13 protein-coding genes and 1 pseudogene are annotated in these 14,474 nt (G+C 65.1%); 5 read left to right on the top strand and 9 right to left on the bottom strand.

The window, feature by feature from the left end; translation table 11 throughout:
- Positions 1 to 138: 138 nt before the first annotated feature.
- The gene (locus P0R31_RS24370) at positions 139 to 2,112 is read right to left on the bottom strand and encodes a hypothetical protein (RefSeq protein ID WP_275516765.1); all 1,974 of its coding nucleotides are present in this window, start codon (positions 2,110 to 2,112) and stop codon (positions 139 to 141) included.
- 241 nt (positions 2,113 to 2,353) lie between these two features.
- Between P0R31_RS24370 and P0R31_RS24365 the strand changes: the two genes are divergently transcribed.
- Together P0R31_RS24365 and P0R31_RS24360 are read left to right on the top strand one after the other, a co-directional pair.
- The gene (locus tag P0R31_RS24365) at positions 2,354 to 4,663 is read left to right on the top strand and encodes an NADP-dependent malic enzyme (RefSeq protein WP_225140286.1); all 2,310 of its coding nucleotides are present in this window, start codon (positions 2,354 to 2,356) and stop codon (positions 4,661 to 4,663) included.
- A 270-nt stretch (positions 4,664 to 4,933) separates the two neighbouring features.
- The gene (locus P0R31_RS24360) at positions 4,934 to 5,386 is read left to right on the top strand and encodes a DoxX family membrane protein (protein WP_275516762.1); all 453 of its coding nucleotides are present in this window, start codon (positions 4,934 to 4,936) and stop codon (positions 5,384 to 5,386) included.
- A 3-nt stretch (positions 5,387 to 5,389) separates the two neighbouring features.
- On the opposite strand, the pseudogene P0R31_RS24355 reads toward P0R31_RS24360, so the two are convergent.
- The 5 genes and pseudogenes from P0R31_RS24355 to P0R31_RS24335 all read right to left on the bottom strand — a co-directional run bounded on the left by P0R31_RS24355 (position 5,390) and on the right by P0R31_RS24335 (position 10,717).
- Positions 5,390 to 6,506: pseudogene (locus P0R31_RS24355) on the bottom strand (helix-turn-helix domain-containing protein).
- A gap of 291 nt (positions 6,507 to 6,797) precedes the next feature.
- Positions 6,798 to 7,349, bottom strand: coding sequence for a dihydrofolate reductase (locus tag P0R31_RS24350; protein ID WP_275516760.1), 552 nt, complete (start codon positions 7,347 to 7,349; stop codon positions 6,798 to 6,800).
- A gap of 9 nt (positions 7,350 to 7,358) precedes the next feature.
- Positions 7,359 to 8,369: a polysaccharide deacetylase family protein gene (locus P0R31_RS24345; protein ID WP_275516758.1), complete on the bottom strand. Its 1,011-nt coding sequence runs from the start codon at positions 8,367 to 8,369 to the stop codon at positions 7,359 to 7,361.
- Between the two features lie 165 nt (positions 8,370 to 8,534).
- Positions 8,535 to 9,104: a glutathione peroxidase gene (locus P0R31_RS24340; RefSeq protein WP_275516757.1), complete on the bottom strand. Its 570-nt coding sequence runs from the start codon at positions 9,102 to 9,104 to the stop codon at positions 8,535 to 8,537.
- An 89-nt stretch (positions 9,105 to 9,193) separates the two neighbouring features.
- Positions 9,194 to 10,717 (bottom strand): L,D-transpeptidase, encoded by a 1,524-nt coding sequence (locus P0R31_RS24335; protein ID WP_275516755.1) that lies wholly within the window; start codon positions 10,715 to 10,717, stop codon positions 9,194 to 9,196.
- Positions 10,718 to 10,922: 205 nt separating this feature from the next.
- Here P0R31_RS24335 and P0R31_RS24330 point away from each other — a divergent pair, with 205 nt between their 5' ends.
- Positions 10,923 to 11,471 (top strand): CreA family protein, encoded by a 549-nt coding sequence (locus P0R31_RS24330; protein WP_275516754.1) that lies wholly within the window; start codon positions 10,923 to 10,925, stop codon positions 11,469 to 11,471.
- Positions 11,472 to 11,483: 12 nt separating this feature from the next.
- Here P0R31_RS24330 and P0R31_RS24325 read toward each other — a convergent pair whose 3' ends face one another.
- Positions 11,484 to 11,702 (bottom strand): hypothetical protein, encoded by a 219-nt coding sequence (locus P0R31_RS24325; RefSeq protein ID WP_343299336.1) that lies wholly within the window; start codon positions 11,700 to 11,702, stop codon positions 11,484 to 11,486.
- A 405-nt stretch (positions 11,703 to 12,107) separates the two neighbouring features.
- Here P0R31_RS24325 and P0R31_RS24320 point away from each other — a divergent pair, with 405 nt between their 5' ends.
- Entirely contained in the window at positions 12,108 to 12,272 is a 165-nt protein-coding gene (locus P0R31_RS24320; RefSeq protein ID WP_275516752.1) for a hypothetical protein, read from the top strand.
- Between the two features lie 33 nt (positions 12,273 to 12,305).
- The gene (locus P0R31_RS24315) at positions 12,306 to 12,668 is read left to right on the top strand and encodes a hypothetical protein (RefSeq protein WP_275516750.1); all 363 of its coding nucleotides are present in this window, start codon (positions 12,306 to 12,308) and stop codon (positions 12,666 to 12,668) included.
- Between the two features lie 12 nt (positions 12,669 to 12,680).
- On the opposite strand, the gene P0R31_RS24310 is transcribed toward P0R31_RS24315, so the two are convergent.
- Together P0R31_RS24310 and P0R31_RS24305 are read right to left on the bottom strand one after the other, a co-directional pair.
- Positions 12,681 to 12,926: a DUF6719 family protein gene (locus tag P0R31_RS24310; RefSeq protein ID WP_275516749.1), complete on the bottom strand. Its 246-nt coding sequence runs from the start codon at positions 12,924 to 12,926 to the stop codon at positions 12,681 to 12,683.
- Positions 12,927 to 12,956: 30 nt separating this feature from the next.
- Positions 12,957 to 14,462 carry a PLP-dependent aminotransferase family protein gene (locus P0R31_RS24305; protein ID WP_275516747.1) on the bottom strand — a complete coding sequence of 502 codons (1,506 nt, stop codon included), beginning with the start codon at positions 14,460 to 14,462 and terminating at the stop codon, positions 12,957 to 12,959.
- Positions 14,463 to 14,474 lie beyond the last annotated feature (12 nt).

Genomic DNA, 14,474 nt, shown 5'->3' with positions numbered 1-14,474 from the left:
CCCTTGCAGCGTCATTGCGAGCGTAGCGAAGCAATCCAGAATCTTTCCGCGGAGGGACTCTGGATTGCTTCGCTGCGCTCGCAATGACAGGGTGGATTCTCGCCAGGCCAGCCGCCAGCTCATTCGCAGCAACGACGACTACAGCCCCGTCGAAGCCTCGATCCTGAACTGCGCCAGCGCGATGATCGGTTCCTGGTCGAGGACATCCATCAGCTGAAGTACCGGCAGATTGCCGAGCGGTGTCAGCCTGATGCTCAGCGTTTGCCCCGAGGTCTCGACGAAGCCGGCGAGTGCATCGACCGCGACCTTGGCGTCGAGATTGGAGGCCGCGACCTTCTCGCCCTGGGCCCGGATCATCGCGACGATGGCGCTCCGCGCGGCATCGCGGCTGACATTCTGCATGCGAGCGAATTGGGCCACGATCAGATCGACCACGCCGCGATCGCGCAAGGACAGCTCGATTGCGCCGGTCTCGACCTGTGCCAACTGACCCATCGCCTCGGACGGGTCCATCGTGGTGAAGAGGTCGCGTGGCACCTTGGCGAGGGCCACGCTCAGCTGCGCCCTGGCGAGATTGCCGAGATCGAGCGTGGCGGGGGCGAGCGCGAATGCGCCCGACGATTCCGTCCAGGCCGCACCGAGATCGAGGTCGATCGCGAGCTTGTCCACGCCTGCCACGATCAGCGGCTGCAGCGCCGGATTGGCGGGATCGGTCGGTGTGACCATCTTCACGACGAGATTTGCCTTGCTGGGGATCGATCCCACCAGCTGGCCCCAGTTCAGGCGGATCGTGTCGACGGTGATGGGCTGCCGCGCGGTGTTGTGGGGCGCCACCACGCCCCTGATCTCGGCGCCTTCGAGCACGCGGAACAGGCCCAGCATCTCTTCGGGCGGGGGCGGCTGGCCGTGCCTGCTCATGCCGGCGGCCCATCGCATCAGGTTTGCCGCGCTGAACGATTTCAGCGCGAAGCGCTCCATCTTGAACGGCCCTTTCGGAGACGGCGCGTCGACGCCTTCGATCGCAAATTCGCCGTCCTGGTACCTGACCGCCTTGATGCTGGCCGTTCCTTGCGGAAGGCCCATCGACGCCTTGCCGATCTCGATCCGACCAATGCGAAGACCCTCATAGTATTCGGCGAGCTTCTCCATCATCTCGCGCGATTGCGCGGCGGTCGCGACCACCGACCGGTCGGTCGGCAAGAGCGCCACGATCTCGGCCGGCCGGAATTTGGAGGGCTGCACCGCGATGTCCTCGAAACTGATCCCGTCGATCTCCATCCGCATGCCCTGACTGGATTTGAGCACGTAGCGGCCCGCCGAGATCTGCCGGTAGATGCGGTGATAGCTGTCGTCGCCGGCCTTCAGCGGGGCGAGCGCCGCAGCAATTGCGGTCGTGTCGAAATCGTTGACGACGATGTTGGAGAGGTCGCCGGTCAGCTTGTCCGGTTTACCCGGCTGCGGCACGTCGATGGTGAAGACGGCGCGATCGACCTTCATCGCCTCCAGCTTGCCGCGCTTGAGATTCTGGATCGCCAGCCCGGAATAGGTGATTTCGCCGCTTCCAGCGGCGCTGCCGCTCGCGTCGAAGGTCATCGTCAGCGTCGGAGCCGCGACTGATGATGCCGTGATGCTCGCGTATTGTTCGAGCACATAACGATAAATGTCGAACAAGGTACCGCCCGCAGGTGGATTGCCGCCGCGAAGGGGGCCGGCATAGTCCCGCAGAGTGAGCTGCGGGATCTTGTAGGATGCCTTCAGCTTCGCGGCGGCGACCTGGTCCAGGGCGACTTCGAAGCCGCCGATGTCGATACTGTCGGCCGAGAAGCTGGCATCGTCGATCAGGCGAACGCCGGTGCCCTTGATGCCGGCGATCTTGACCTGCGCTTGCGGCTGGCCGGCTGGTATGATTGCAATGTCCTCGATCGTCAGCGTCCGGGTCGCGAGCTCGAACGTGATCTTGCCATGGCTCGCCTTGCCGCCGTCTGCGCGGAGACGCTCGAACGCCGCCTCGACCTCGCTGGTCGCCCGATGCTGGACATAGAGGTTGAAGCCGAACCATCCGCCCGTGGCGAGCACGGCAGCCACGATCAGGCCGATCAGGATTCGCTTCATTCCCAGCTCCAGTTGCTCGTTTCGCACCACGCAACCTGCCATATTCGCGAAACGCCGCGCGGTCCAGAGAAAGCTATGGTTTCAAATATTTGACGGCGCGCCCTGTTGACGGGGATGCAATCGGATGTTGCCACCGGGCCTTCGGCCGTGCTTCATCCCGTTTCCATGACCCGGAAATACGGTCCGCTTGGGCCGTCGAATCGTGCATTTTTGAGGCCGGTAACGCGAGGCGAGACACCGCATGTCGTCCTATTCTGATGATCTCCACCAGGCGGCGCTCGCCTACCACCGTCTGCCGCGCCCTGGAAAGCTTGAGATCCAGGCAAGCAAGCCGCTTGCCAACCAGCGCGACCTCGCGCTGGCCTACTCGCCGGGCGTCGCCGCGGCGTGCACCGAGATCGCCAAGAACCCGGCCGAGGCGGCCACGCTCACCACGCGCGCCAACCTGGTTGCCGTGGTCTCCAACGGCACCGCGGTGCTCGGCCTCGGCAATATCGGTCCGCTGGCCTCCAAGCCGGTGATGGAAGGCAAGGCGGTCCTGTTCAAAAAATTCGCCGGCATCGACGTATTCGACATCGAGATCGCCGCCGACACCATCGACCGTGTGGTCGAGACCGTGGCCGCGCTGGAGCCGACCTTCGGCGGCATCAATCTGGAGGACATCCGCGGGCCGGAATGCTTCGAGATCGAAGCGCGCTTGAAGGAGCGCATGAAGATTCCGGTCTTCCACGACGACCAGCACGGCACTGCGATCATCGTCGCCGCCGCCATCACCAATGGTCTGAGGCTGAACGGCAAGAAGCTGTCCGAGGTCAAGATCGTCGCGTCGGGGGCAGGGGCCGCGGCGATTGCGACACTCAATCTCCTGGTCTCGATGGGCGCGCAGCGCAAGAACATCTGGGTCTGCGACATCGACGGCCTCGTGCACGAGGGCCGCAACACCTCGATGGACCGCTGGAAGGCGGTCTATGCGCAGAAGACCGACAAGCGCACGCTCGCCGACGTCATCGGCGGCGCCGACATCTTCATCGGACTCTCGGCGCCGGGCGTGCTCAAGCCGGAGATGGCCAAGGCGATGGCCGACAAGCCTTTGATCATGGCGCTCGCCAATCCGGTGCCGGAAATCATGCCGGAAGAGGCGCGCAAGGCGCGCCCCGACGCCATGATCTGCACCGGCCGTTCCGACTACCCGAACCAGGTCAACAACGTCCTCTGCTTTCCCTTCATCTTCCGTGGGGCGCTCGACGTCGGCGCCACCGCGATCAACGAGGAGATGAAGCAGGCCGCCGTCGAGGCCATCGCGCAGCTCGCGCGCGAGGCGCCGTCGGATGCCGTTGCGCAGGGTTTCGACACCGGCGAGACGCAGGGCTTCGGTCCGGGCTCGCTGATCCCGAGCCCCTTTGATCCCAGGTTGATCTTGCGCATCGCGCCGGCCGTGGCGAAGGCGGCGATGGAATCGGGCGTCGCAACGCGCCCCATCACCAATTTCGACGAATACACCGCGCTGCTCGAGCGCTTCGCCTTCCGCTCCGGCCTCGTCATGAAGCCGATGTTCGCCAAAGCCAAGACCCAGCCGGTGCGCGTGATCTATGCCGAAGGCGAGGACGAGCGCGTGCTGCGCGCCACGCAAGTCGTGCTGGAGGAAAAGCTGGCTCGGCCGATCCTGGTCGGCCGTCCGTCGGTCGTGGAGGCGCGCATCAAGCGCTTCGGCCTCTCGATCCGCGCCGGCAAGGATTTCGACCTCGTCAATCCCGAGGACGATCCGCGCTACCGCTCCTACGTGCAGTCCTATGTCGAGGTCGCTGGTCGCCGCGGCGTGACGCCGGATGCGGCCCGCACCGTGGTGCGCACCAACAATACGGTGATCGCCGCGCTCGCGGTCACGCGCGGGGAAGCGGACGCCATGCTCTGCGGCGTTGAGGGCCGCTACATGAGCCATCTGCGCCATGTCCGCGAGATCGTCGGCTTCTCGCCTGGAATCAGCGACTATGCGGCGCTGGCGCTATTGATCACCAGCAAGGGCGCCTTCTTCATCGCCGACACGCAAGTTCGCCCCAATCCGAGCGCGGAGGAGCTTGCCGAGATCGCATCGCTCGCCGCGGTCCACGTTCAGCGCTTCAACATCAAGCCGAAGATCGCCTTCGTCTCGCATTCGGATTTCGGCAGCTACGACACCGATTCCTCGCGCAAGATGCGGCTGGCGACCCAGCTTCTGAAGGACAAGCATCCGGAGATCGAGGCCGACGGCGAAATGCAGGGCGACACCGCTCTCTCCGCCGCTGCGCGAAGGATGGTGCTGCCGCATTCCAAGCTGGAGGGCGAGGCCAACATCCTGATCATGCCGACCCTGGACACCGCCAACGTCGCCTATCAGATGATCAAGTCGCTGGCGGACGCGCTGCCCGTCGGCCCGATCCTGGTCGGCCCGGCGCGCCCGGCGCACATCCTCACCCCCTCGGTGACGGCACGCGGGATCCTCAACATGACCGCTGTCGCCGTGGTGGAAGCGCAGGAACGCGCCTCGCGGCAGCAGCCGACGTTGTTTACGTAAGGCCTCAACGTCCCACGAAGTCGTCATGCCCGGGCTTGTCCCGGGCATCCACGTTCTTTGTGCGGTGGGACAGCTCGTGGATGGCCGGGTCAAGCCCGGCCATGACGCCGAGAGAGTAGTACTCAGCTCATCCCAGCTGGTTCGATTCCGCTAGGGAGCGCCAACTTTGAATTCCTATCAGTTCGCCATTTCCCCGTTTGTAAACCGGCGCACGACTCTCCATAATCCCCTTCAAGCGTTCCGCGCTTTGAGCTTGCCAAGAGGCCGATCATGCCAGCGTTCGTGACTTTCGGGCGAATCCTGTTCGCCGTGCTGTTCATCTACACGGGCGCGACCAAGCTCTTTGCCATGCAGGCCACCGCCGACGTCATCGCAACCAAGCTCGTGGTGCCCGATGTCGTCGCGCCTTATGCCCAGCAGGTCGAGACGGCGACCGCCATGACCACGCCGCAACTCTTGGCGATCGCGATCGGCGGGCTCGAGATCATTGCAGGGCTGATGATCGCGCTGAACTTCGGCGCGCGTTTCTTCGCGATGCTGCTGATCGTCTACGTCGCCGTCGCGACCGTCCTGTTCTACGATTTCTGGAACATGGCGGCGCCCGACAACGCCAAGATGCTGGTCGACGCGCTCAAGAACCTCTCGATCATCGGCGCGCTCTGCATGATCATCGGCTATGGCCGCACCACGCGCCCGGCCGAGGCGGCCTACGGCGACGTCTAGCGGTCACTCCGCTCTCGGCGGCGCGATCTCGCGCATCCAGCGGGAAATCGTCGCGCTGCTCGCTCCATCGCTGCCGCGCTGTCGGCCGAGCAGGGCGGCCTCCCGTGCGGCGCGGGGCGTGATGCCGTAGGCGGCCTTGAACGAGCGCGTGAAGTGCGCGTCGGTGCCGAGCTGCCAGCGCCGTGCCACCTCGCTGATCCGGGGGCCCCGCGCGCCCGAATTGGCGAGGTCGAAGAAGGCGCGGTGCAGCCGGCGGCTGCGGATGTAGTCGGCGATGCCGCCGACCGGCGCGAACAGCCGGTACAGCGAGGCCCGGGACAGGCCGAAATGGGCGGCGATCGAATTGGCCGACAGATCCTCGCTGGCAAGGCCAGCCTCGATGTATTGGCGGATCCGCATCAAGGACGGGCTTGCCGCGACGCTATGGTCGGCATCGGCCTCGCCACGTTCGATTTCATTGCGAAGGCACGCGGCCAGCAGCGACACCCGTGCCCTCGACTACCGATTGGCATTCGTCGAGGCTCATGCGCGGCGCAAATTCGAACAGGGCGGTGAGATGCCCCGCCAGCAATCGTGCGATCACGCTGCTGCCCGGCAGGACCAGGCCATGCAAATCATCGACCCGCAAGAGATGGGCGCCGAACATCGGGCGCGGCACGACCAGCGTGACATTCTCGAACGCCGTGGCCTTGGTCTCCAGCGTCTGGGCGAGATCGAACAGGCAGATGTCGCCGGCGCGCACGCGCATCGGCCGTATGCCGGCAACGCCGTCATAGCCGCCCTTCAGATAGAGCTGCAGGATGATGTGGTCGACGCCGCTGCGCGCGATCGTTTCGGCCGTCCGGCGGAAGCGCTGGCCGCTAGCGCGGCTCAGCCCGATCAGCACCGGTCCCATGGCGTAGGAGCTGAGGTCGGCGCGAAACGGGCCCGGTTCGCCGGCGGCGAGCTCGTCCACCTCGAACAGCGTGGCGACGGCTTCCCGCCACGCTGCGATGTTCGCCTCCGTCTCCATCTGATCGGCGCTGAAGCCGAATGCCGGCAGCAGGGACGATATAGGGGCGACATCGTCATTCAATCCGGAAGCGTCCGTCGGACTAGTCGTCGTGCAGTCGTCGCTCATTCTGGCCGTGGGTTAGTTTTTGCTCTTTTGTCTCAGTCTATTGATGCGGTGTGTCGCAGCCGCCCGCTCGTATTGACGCCGCGCCTCGGACGTTGGCTATAGCGCCACGACCGCCGTCGGGGCCGATTTTCGGGTCTCGGCAAATATGCTAGCCGGCTTTGCGCTGGCCGGCGGCGGGACCAATTTTATCACGGCACACCAGCATTATGCGGAACGGTATGATGTTGCCGGTACTGTGCATGGGGTTGTTTTTCCAGTTTGAGTCGGAGCGCCGCCAGCACTGCCGGCAGGCTACCCCCGCCGCCACAGGGTCACGGTCACTTCATGCGCCGCGTCGAGGAGGTAGGGCGCAGCCGGCCTCATCCCGTGGGCAGCCAGCACCTCGTGAGGCGTCCGCTGGGGTACGCCGACGAAGCAGCCTTCACCGCCGGGCAGCCGCACATGCGGAGCCTCCGACAGCCAGAACGTGTCGTAGCGGTCCATGAACAGGTCGAACACGACCGGTCCGCCGATGACGGCGACCATGCCGGATGCGACGTCGGCGAAGGCGCAGGCTTCCTCGAAGCTCGCATGCTCAGGATTCCACAGCGTCGCGTTCGGCATCTCCGGATCGACGGTGAGGTCCCTGATTTTGCGGGTTAGGATCAGCCGCTTGCGCCTGGCCGAATTCGGCTGCTGCTCGTGCGAGTTGCGGCCGTGCACGACCAGCGCGGCGCGATCGAGCGCCTGCTCGAAGAACCGCTTGTCGCCTTCGAATTTCAACGTCTCAGGCATGATGTGCGACGGATCGGCAAGCATGCCGTCCGCGGAGACGATGACGTAGCCTTCGATACGGAAAGACAAGTGCGATGGCTATTCGGAAACGGTGGTCACCACCGAATTGACCGGGCGCTGGCTCACTGTCGGCAGCTTGAGGTCCTTGAGCAGCTCCTGATCGTATTCCGGAAGCGTCGAGGCCGGGAACTTGGCGCGCATCGCCACCACCTTGTAGCCGCCGGCCTTCAGCCGCTTGAGCAGCTCGGGCAGGGCCTCCGCGGTGTGCTTCTGGAAGTCGTGCATCAGGATGATGCCCTTGCCCTTGGCGTCGAGCTTCTTCATCACGGTCTCGACGATCTTCTCGGGCTTGGAGGCCTTGAAGTCGAACGAGTCGATGTCGCAGGAGAAGCTCGCGACATTGCGGTTGCCGAGATAGGTGACCATCTCCGGCGGATGCTGCAGCGCCGGGAAGCGGAAGAACGGCGCGGGCGAGATGCCGCCGAGCGCCCACTTCACCGCCGCAAAGCCCTTCTCGATCTCGTCCTTGCGCTGCGCTTCGTTGAGCTTCTTGTTGTTGAGGTTCGCGTGCGACCAGGTGTGCGCGCCGACGGTGTGGCCGGCTGCGTAGACCTGCTTCAGGATCTCCGGCTCATACGTCGCGTGCTTGCCGATGATGAAGAAGATGCCGGTGGTGCATTCGTCCGCGAGCGCCTTCAGCACCGCGGGCGTGTTGCGCGGCCAGGGGCCGTCGTCGAAGGTCAGCACGACCTCCTTGTCACGCAGGAAGTCGAGCTCCTTGAAATGCTCGAAGCCGAAGCCGGGACCGCCCGTGGTGTCGATCTCGACGGTGCGGGCGACGCCGAGCGCGCCCGGCGTGTTGCAGGCCGCGCGGGCCGGCTGCGGCGGCTGTTTTGGCGGAGGCGGATTGACGAAACCCGCCGGCGCCGCGGCCGCTGCTGCGGGCGCTGGAGCTGCAGGGGACGTTGCAGCCGCCGGTGTTGTCGCCGGTGCGGCCGCGGGCTTCGCGGCCGGCGTCTGCGACCATGCGGCGCCGGTCAGCGCCACCGACATCGCACCTGCTAAAATCAGTCCTGCCGCCACGCGCATGGTGTTGTCCTCGAGATTGATCCCGTTGTTCCGCCGTGGCTTTTCGCCTGCGGCAAAAACCGTCCTGCCCAAAACAATCCTAGCCTAGATGGTGGGCCATCGCCATTGCAACGGCTGTTTGATGCCGCGCCGCAATTGTGCCCAGCCGGATGGCGTGCACCTGAGTCAAGTGTCGGCCAGGGCCCTTGCAATGGCGGTCTTGATCCGCGTGTCGGCCGGCTCGACGGCGGATGGAAATACCTCGGCGATATAGCCGTCGCGGCCGATCAGGTATTTGTGGAAGTTCCAGCGCGGAACTTCCTTCGGTCGGGCTTCCGCGGCCCATTTGTAGAAGGGATGCGCCCTGGCACCGACCACCGCAGCCTTGGCCGTGATCGGGAAGGTAACGCGATATTGGTGGTGTGCGGTCTGCGTGATCTCGCCGCTGCCACCGGGCTCCTGGCCACCGAAATCGTTGGACGGCACGCCGATCACGGTGAGCCCGCGCCCGCGAAACTCGTTCCAGATTTCCTGCAGGCCGGCATATTGCGGCGTGTAGCCACAGAGCGAGGCCGTGTTCACCACCAGCAGCGGTTTGCCGGTGAACGTGGCGAGGCGGATGTCGTCGCCTGACAATGCGGGGAACGAGAAGGCGTAGGCCGAGATCCGGCTCATGGCGCCATCAGCGAGGGCGCGCGTGACGGGCGCGAACGCGCCCGCAAGCGTGACGCTCAGCACGGTTCTACGATTCATCATGACGGCGTCCCCCGAGATGATCCGAGGTCAGATTACTCCGCCACTGCGGCCTCGCGCGTCAACACCGCGTTATCGGTCCTGCGAGAGAGCTAGTACAGGCGGACGATGAAGTCGGTGCCTTCGCCGGTCTCGCCCTGGTTGATGCCCTGGTCGGAGACGATGATCGATCCGCCTGACGTCAGCATCTCGTTGATTTTCGCCATGGTCTCAGTGGGGACCGAGATGCGGTTGAGGGCTTCGGCCGGGCTGTCCGGCGTCACCACCGGTTTTGCGGCGACGGGGATTACGGCGGTACCGCGCTGGCGGCGCGCCACGCGGCTGTCGTCCTCACGCGCCGCGGAACGGGCGGACACGGGCAGCGACACCACCGACCAGTGCAGCGTGTTGGCATCGGCCTTGTCGAGTTCGGCGGTGAAGACATGGGTGCCGAGCGGCCGGTCGCTCGCCGCGATCGTGACGGGCACCTCGAACAGCGGCGCAAAATTCTGCCGCACATAGAGCTTGGAATCCTTGCGGCTGATGAAGACGGCAATCTGGCCGGCCCGCTTGGGTGTGTCCGGCTTTGCCGCCGGCGCAGGATCGGTGAGGCGGCCCTCGTCCTTCTTTGCATCGGGTGCGATGGCGAGCGCCGGCGCATCGGGCGCCTTCGCGGCTTCCGTTTTGACCGGGTCGACCTTGTCGGCAGGCTTGTTCTCGCTCGCCGGCTTGGCGGCGTCTTCGGACGCCGGCTTGGCCGCTTCGGCCGTCTTGACCTCGTCGGCCGTCGCCGCGGCTTCCTCGCGCGCAGCCGCATGGCCGGTGGTCACGTCCGACAACACGGCGTGGCCGACCGAGGTGCGCAGCTCGACCACGCTGTCGGCGCTGGCCGTCTTGGTCTCGACCGGCTTGGCTTCGGTCGCGCCCTTATCGGCCTTGTCAGCGACATTGGTCTGCGGCGCGAGGCTCACGGCGGGCTGCGGCGGAACGCGCATGGAGGCGAGCACGGGATGGGAGAAGCTTTGCGGCGACACCTGGCCGGGCGCCACGATCACGCGCGCGCCCATCCTGGTCCAGTTCCACATCTTCATCGCGAACGCCATGGGCATTCGGATGCAGCCATGCGAGGCCGGATAGCCCGGCAGCGCGCCGGCATGCATCGCGACGCCGGACCAGGTGATCCGCTGCATATACGGCATCGGCGCGCCGCTATAGAGGTTGGAACGGTGGAATTTGTGCTTCTGGATGATGCTGAACACGCCCATCGGCGTCGAGTGGCCCTTCATGCCCGTCGACACCGGTGATTCAGCGAACACGCCGGTTTTGTCGTAGACCGTCACCTGCTGCCGCTCGATCGAGACGACGATGACGAGCGGCCCTTGCGGCTTGGTGCCCGCTTCCTTCTCGACGACGACGTTCTTCTTGCTTGCGGCGCCGCTCTTTTGCGGCTTCTGGCGCGGTATTGCGGGAAGCCGATCCTGCCGGGCGTAGTAGGATCCGTCGGAATAGTCCGTCCAGTAATAAAATGCTGCGTTCGCCTCGCTGGTCGCGCCGATTGCACCCGCCGCCGTCAAAATGACGACCTGCCACAGCCGTGCCGGCTTGGCAGAGGAACCCCACCCGTTCACGCTGTTCATCCTCGAATAATCCAAATCAGACGTTAGTCTCGCAAAGGGGATACGCGTTCACCAGCAGCGCGGTTCTGCCAGCAGCTACTTTTGTCCAAGGCGTAGCAAAAAAGCCTCACGGAGCGGTAAACGGCGGCCGCGTCCGCTCCCTCCGCCGCCTTCCTGAGCGCCGCTTGCGTTCCTACATTGCGGGGACTTGTTACCGGAGAACTTCATGTCATCTCGTTTCCCTGGTCTTTCCAGCATCCGTCTGAAAGGCCTCGCTTTATTCCTCCTGGCCCTGACCGCGCCAATGGCGTCGGCATCTGCGGCCGACGAGCCCGATCTGATCTTCCGACGCTCCACCGTGTTCAAATGGATGAGCCCGAACGACAAGCTCGCGACCTATGGTCTCGACGATCCCGAAGTCGAGGGCGTCGCCTGTCATTTCACGGTGCCGGAGAAGGGCGGCTTCAAGGGCTGGCTCGGCCTTGCCGAGGAGGTCTCGGACATCTCGCTGGCCTGCCGGCAGGTCGGTCCGATCAAGTTCAAGCACAAGATGGAGCAGGGCGACGACATGTTCCGCCAGCGCCGGTCGCTGTTCTTCAAGAAGATGCAGATCGTGCGCGGCTGCGACGCCAAGCGCAACGTGCTGGTCTACATGGTCTATTCAGACAAGCTGATCGAAGGCTCGCCCAAGAACTCGACCTCGACCGTGCCGATCATGCCGTGGGGACCGGCGGACGCAAACGTCCAGAAGTGCGGCGAGTTCTTCACGCAATGAGGCGCTCCGCGTTCACTCCTGCGACGCGTTCGCGTTCACTCGGTGGCGATCGCGCGGCGTCGCAAGGCGCGATCCGGTCAGTCGCACGAACGTCTGCGGCGCCGCCTCGAGGCCGCGGCTCGATTGCAGCGCCATTGCGCCGGTGCTGCCGCGAATGATCGGTTGATCTGCGCGCTCCGTCGGTGGATTTTCATCGCGCGGCGTTGCGCGATTTCCCGCCATCATGGCCATCCCTCACGTGAATGCGCCCGATGATCCGGGCGTCTCGGTTTCGATGGCTTGGGTCGTTGTTGAACCAATTCCGGTTCGACCGGATCCAGCCTTCTTTTGCCGCCCTTTCAGCAGAAAAACGTAAAATGCATGTGAAGCGCGCGCGGCGACCGCGTGACGATGCCCGGGCGGGGGCATATCCGTGCCGGCGCCGGAACTTGGCAGGCGACTTTGGCCTGCCGCGAGACCTGTCTGAAATAACTGGCATTTTCCGAGAATTGTTTCGTCGCCGCGGCCGGGACGAAACAATTCTCACGAAGACGAAACCATTTTCAGCTTTTCGCGCATCACGCGCGAAACCGCCCATGGTTATCAGGCTCATAACGACGACGGCGCACCGCCGGCCACCGAATTGGGACACAGATCATGCGCGCGCTCAGCTTCATCCTTGTTTTCGGTTTCGTGCTCGCCGGCTCCTCGTTGGCGGGTGTGCCCGACGGCAATCTCCCTGGAGTCGGAACTTTCCAGTACAGCGGCTCGCCCGTTGCGGTTCCGGCCGCTCAGCCGATCATGGTCGCCGCGCGCTTCTGACCGCACACAACAAAACAGCCGGCAAAGCCCATCATGTTGCTTCGTCTCTGCGCCGCAGCGTTCGTGTCCCTTCTGACGATCAGCTCCGTTCAGGCGCAGGTCCGCTCACCTTCCAGGCTACCCGATCCGCGTGGCGAGTTCGTGCGCCAGTGTGCGCCGCGCATGCTCGGGCGCTGGGAGCATCCGGAAGCGGTCTGCAGCTGCCTGCACGATCACGCCGCCGCGGCCGTCGAGGATCGCGATCTGCGCGAAGCGCTGCTGCGCGGCATCAGCGAGACCGGCGTGCCCACCATCGAGACCGATTGGGTACCGGCCTCCAAGCACAGCGAGATCGGCCCGACCTTCACCAAGATCGCCAAACCGACCTTACAGTGCATGTTCGATCCGGCGAAATAGCTTCCCGGATCCTTACTTCGTTTTCGGTCCGTGCCGCGGCACGCAGGAGCTCGTGCGCGAGACTCCCTTGTCGGTCATCTTCGCGCCGCGCACTTCCCTGAGCTGACCGGCGGGGCAGGTTCCGTCATCCACGAGCACGCGCTGGCCGAGCTTCAGATCGCCGATGTCCTGCTCGCGCCCGATGGTGGCGGCGCGTGCCGACGAGGCTAGCGCGATGGAGATCAGCAGCGAGAGGCAGGTCGCACGGCGCAGCAGCATGATGTGAGGTCCCGGAATCGATGCCGCAATCTAGGGAGCGGCGGGCGATTCTGATAGTGAAGCTTCGTCAGGCCCGGCGGGCCGGTTTTCCTTTGCGGCCAAGGCTGCGCGCGATTCCCTCGCGAGACGTTCCGCAGAGGCCACGAGCTGCGGCACGGGATGCCCCGAAAATCCCAGCACGAAGCCGGGCATGGGACGCCCGCCCGAATAAGTGTCGGCCAATAGCCAGCCTTCGGCGCCGGCCGCTTGCTTGGCATGCGCCGCCACCGCCGGATCGACGGCAGGATCGAACCGGGCGACAAGATGCAGGCCTTGTGAGGGCACCGGCACCGAAAGCGCGCCACCGGATGCGACTTCCAGCCTCTCGGCGAGCACGTCGCGCGCCTCGCGATAGAGTTTCCGCACGCGCTTCAGATTCGCGGCGAAGGCGCCCGAATTGAGCATGTCCGCCACCGCGCCCTCCATCAGCGTGCCGGGGAAGCGGTCGAGCGCCGCGCGCGCTGCCGTCACGTCCGCGATCAGACGTTCGGGCAGGGCGCAATAACCGATGCGCAGGCCCGGAAACAGCGTCTTGGCAAAGGTGCCGAGATAGATCACGCGCTGGAGGCGATCGATGCCGGCGAGTGACATCAGCGGCGCGCCGTCATAGCGGAACTCGCTGTCGTAATCGTCCTCGAGCACGAATGCGCCGGCCTGTTTGGCCCAGTCCAGAAGCTCAAGCCGTCGCGGCATCGACATCTGCACGCCAAGCGGAAACTGGTGCGACGGCGTAACGTAGGCCGCGCGCGCGGACGGCGCCGCGATGCGGCCTTTGGCGACGCGCATCCCGTGCTCGTCCACCGCGACAGGCACGGTGCGATAGCCGCAATGGGCAATGGTTTTTCGCGCGGCGGGATAGCCCGGGTCCTCGCACCAGACCTGGTCGCTGGATTTCAGGATCGCGCTCAGCACGATGCGCAGCGCGTGCAGCGTGCCCGAGGTCAGCATGATCTGGTCGGGATCGCAACGCAGCCCCCGCGCCGACAACAGATGGTCGGCGATCGCCACGCGCAGCTCGCGGCTGCCGCGAGGGTCGCCATAATGCAGGTGCTCGGGCCCGAATGCGCGCATGCGGCGGCCCACGAAAGCGCGAAAGCTCTGCACGGCGCGTTCGTCGATATGGGTGCAGCCAAGCGCAAACGCGCCTTGCTTTGGAGCTTCGAGAACGACCTTCGGCTTATTCGGCTCGGCGGCGCGCTTGGGGATACGCGCCGCGACGAACGTTCCGGAGCCGACCGTTGCGTCGGCAAAGCCGTCGGCGATCAGGCGCTCATAGGCGGTGACGATGGCGTTGCGGCGGAAGCCGGTCTGCCTCGCCAGCGTCCGCGATGGCGGCAGCGGCTCGCCCGGCCTGACCAGGCCGGAGACGATCATCTCGCACAGCGCCTGATAGAGCCGGTGCGCCGCGGAAGCGCCGGCCGTGACGTGAGGGCCGCTGAGGTCGAGCGGAAGCTCGGGCTTGGTTCGGGAGGACGAATTGGTCGGAATTTTTTGCATGGAATTGGAACT

Source organism: Bradyrhizobium yuanmingense (assembly GCF_029167105.1).
Taxonomy (GTDB): domain Bacteria; phylum Pseudomonadota; class Alphaproteobacteria; order Rhizobiales; family Xanthobacteraceae; genus Bradyrhizobium; species Bradyrhizobium yuanmingense_A.
Note: the sequence above shows the minus strand (reverse complement) of the source record. Positions and strands in the feature narration are given on the sequence as shown.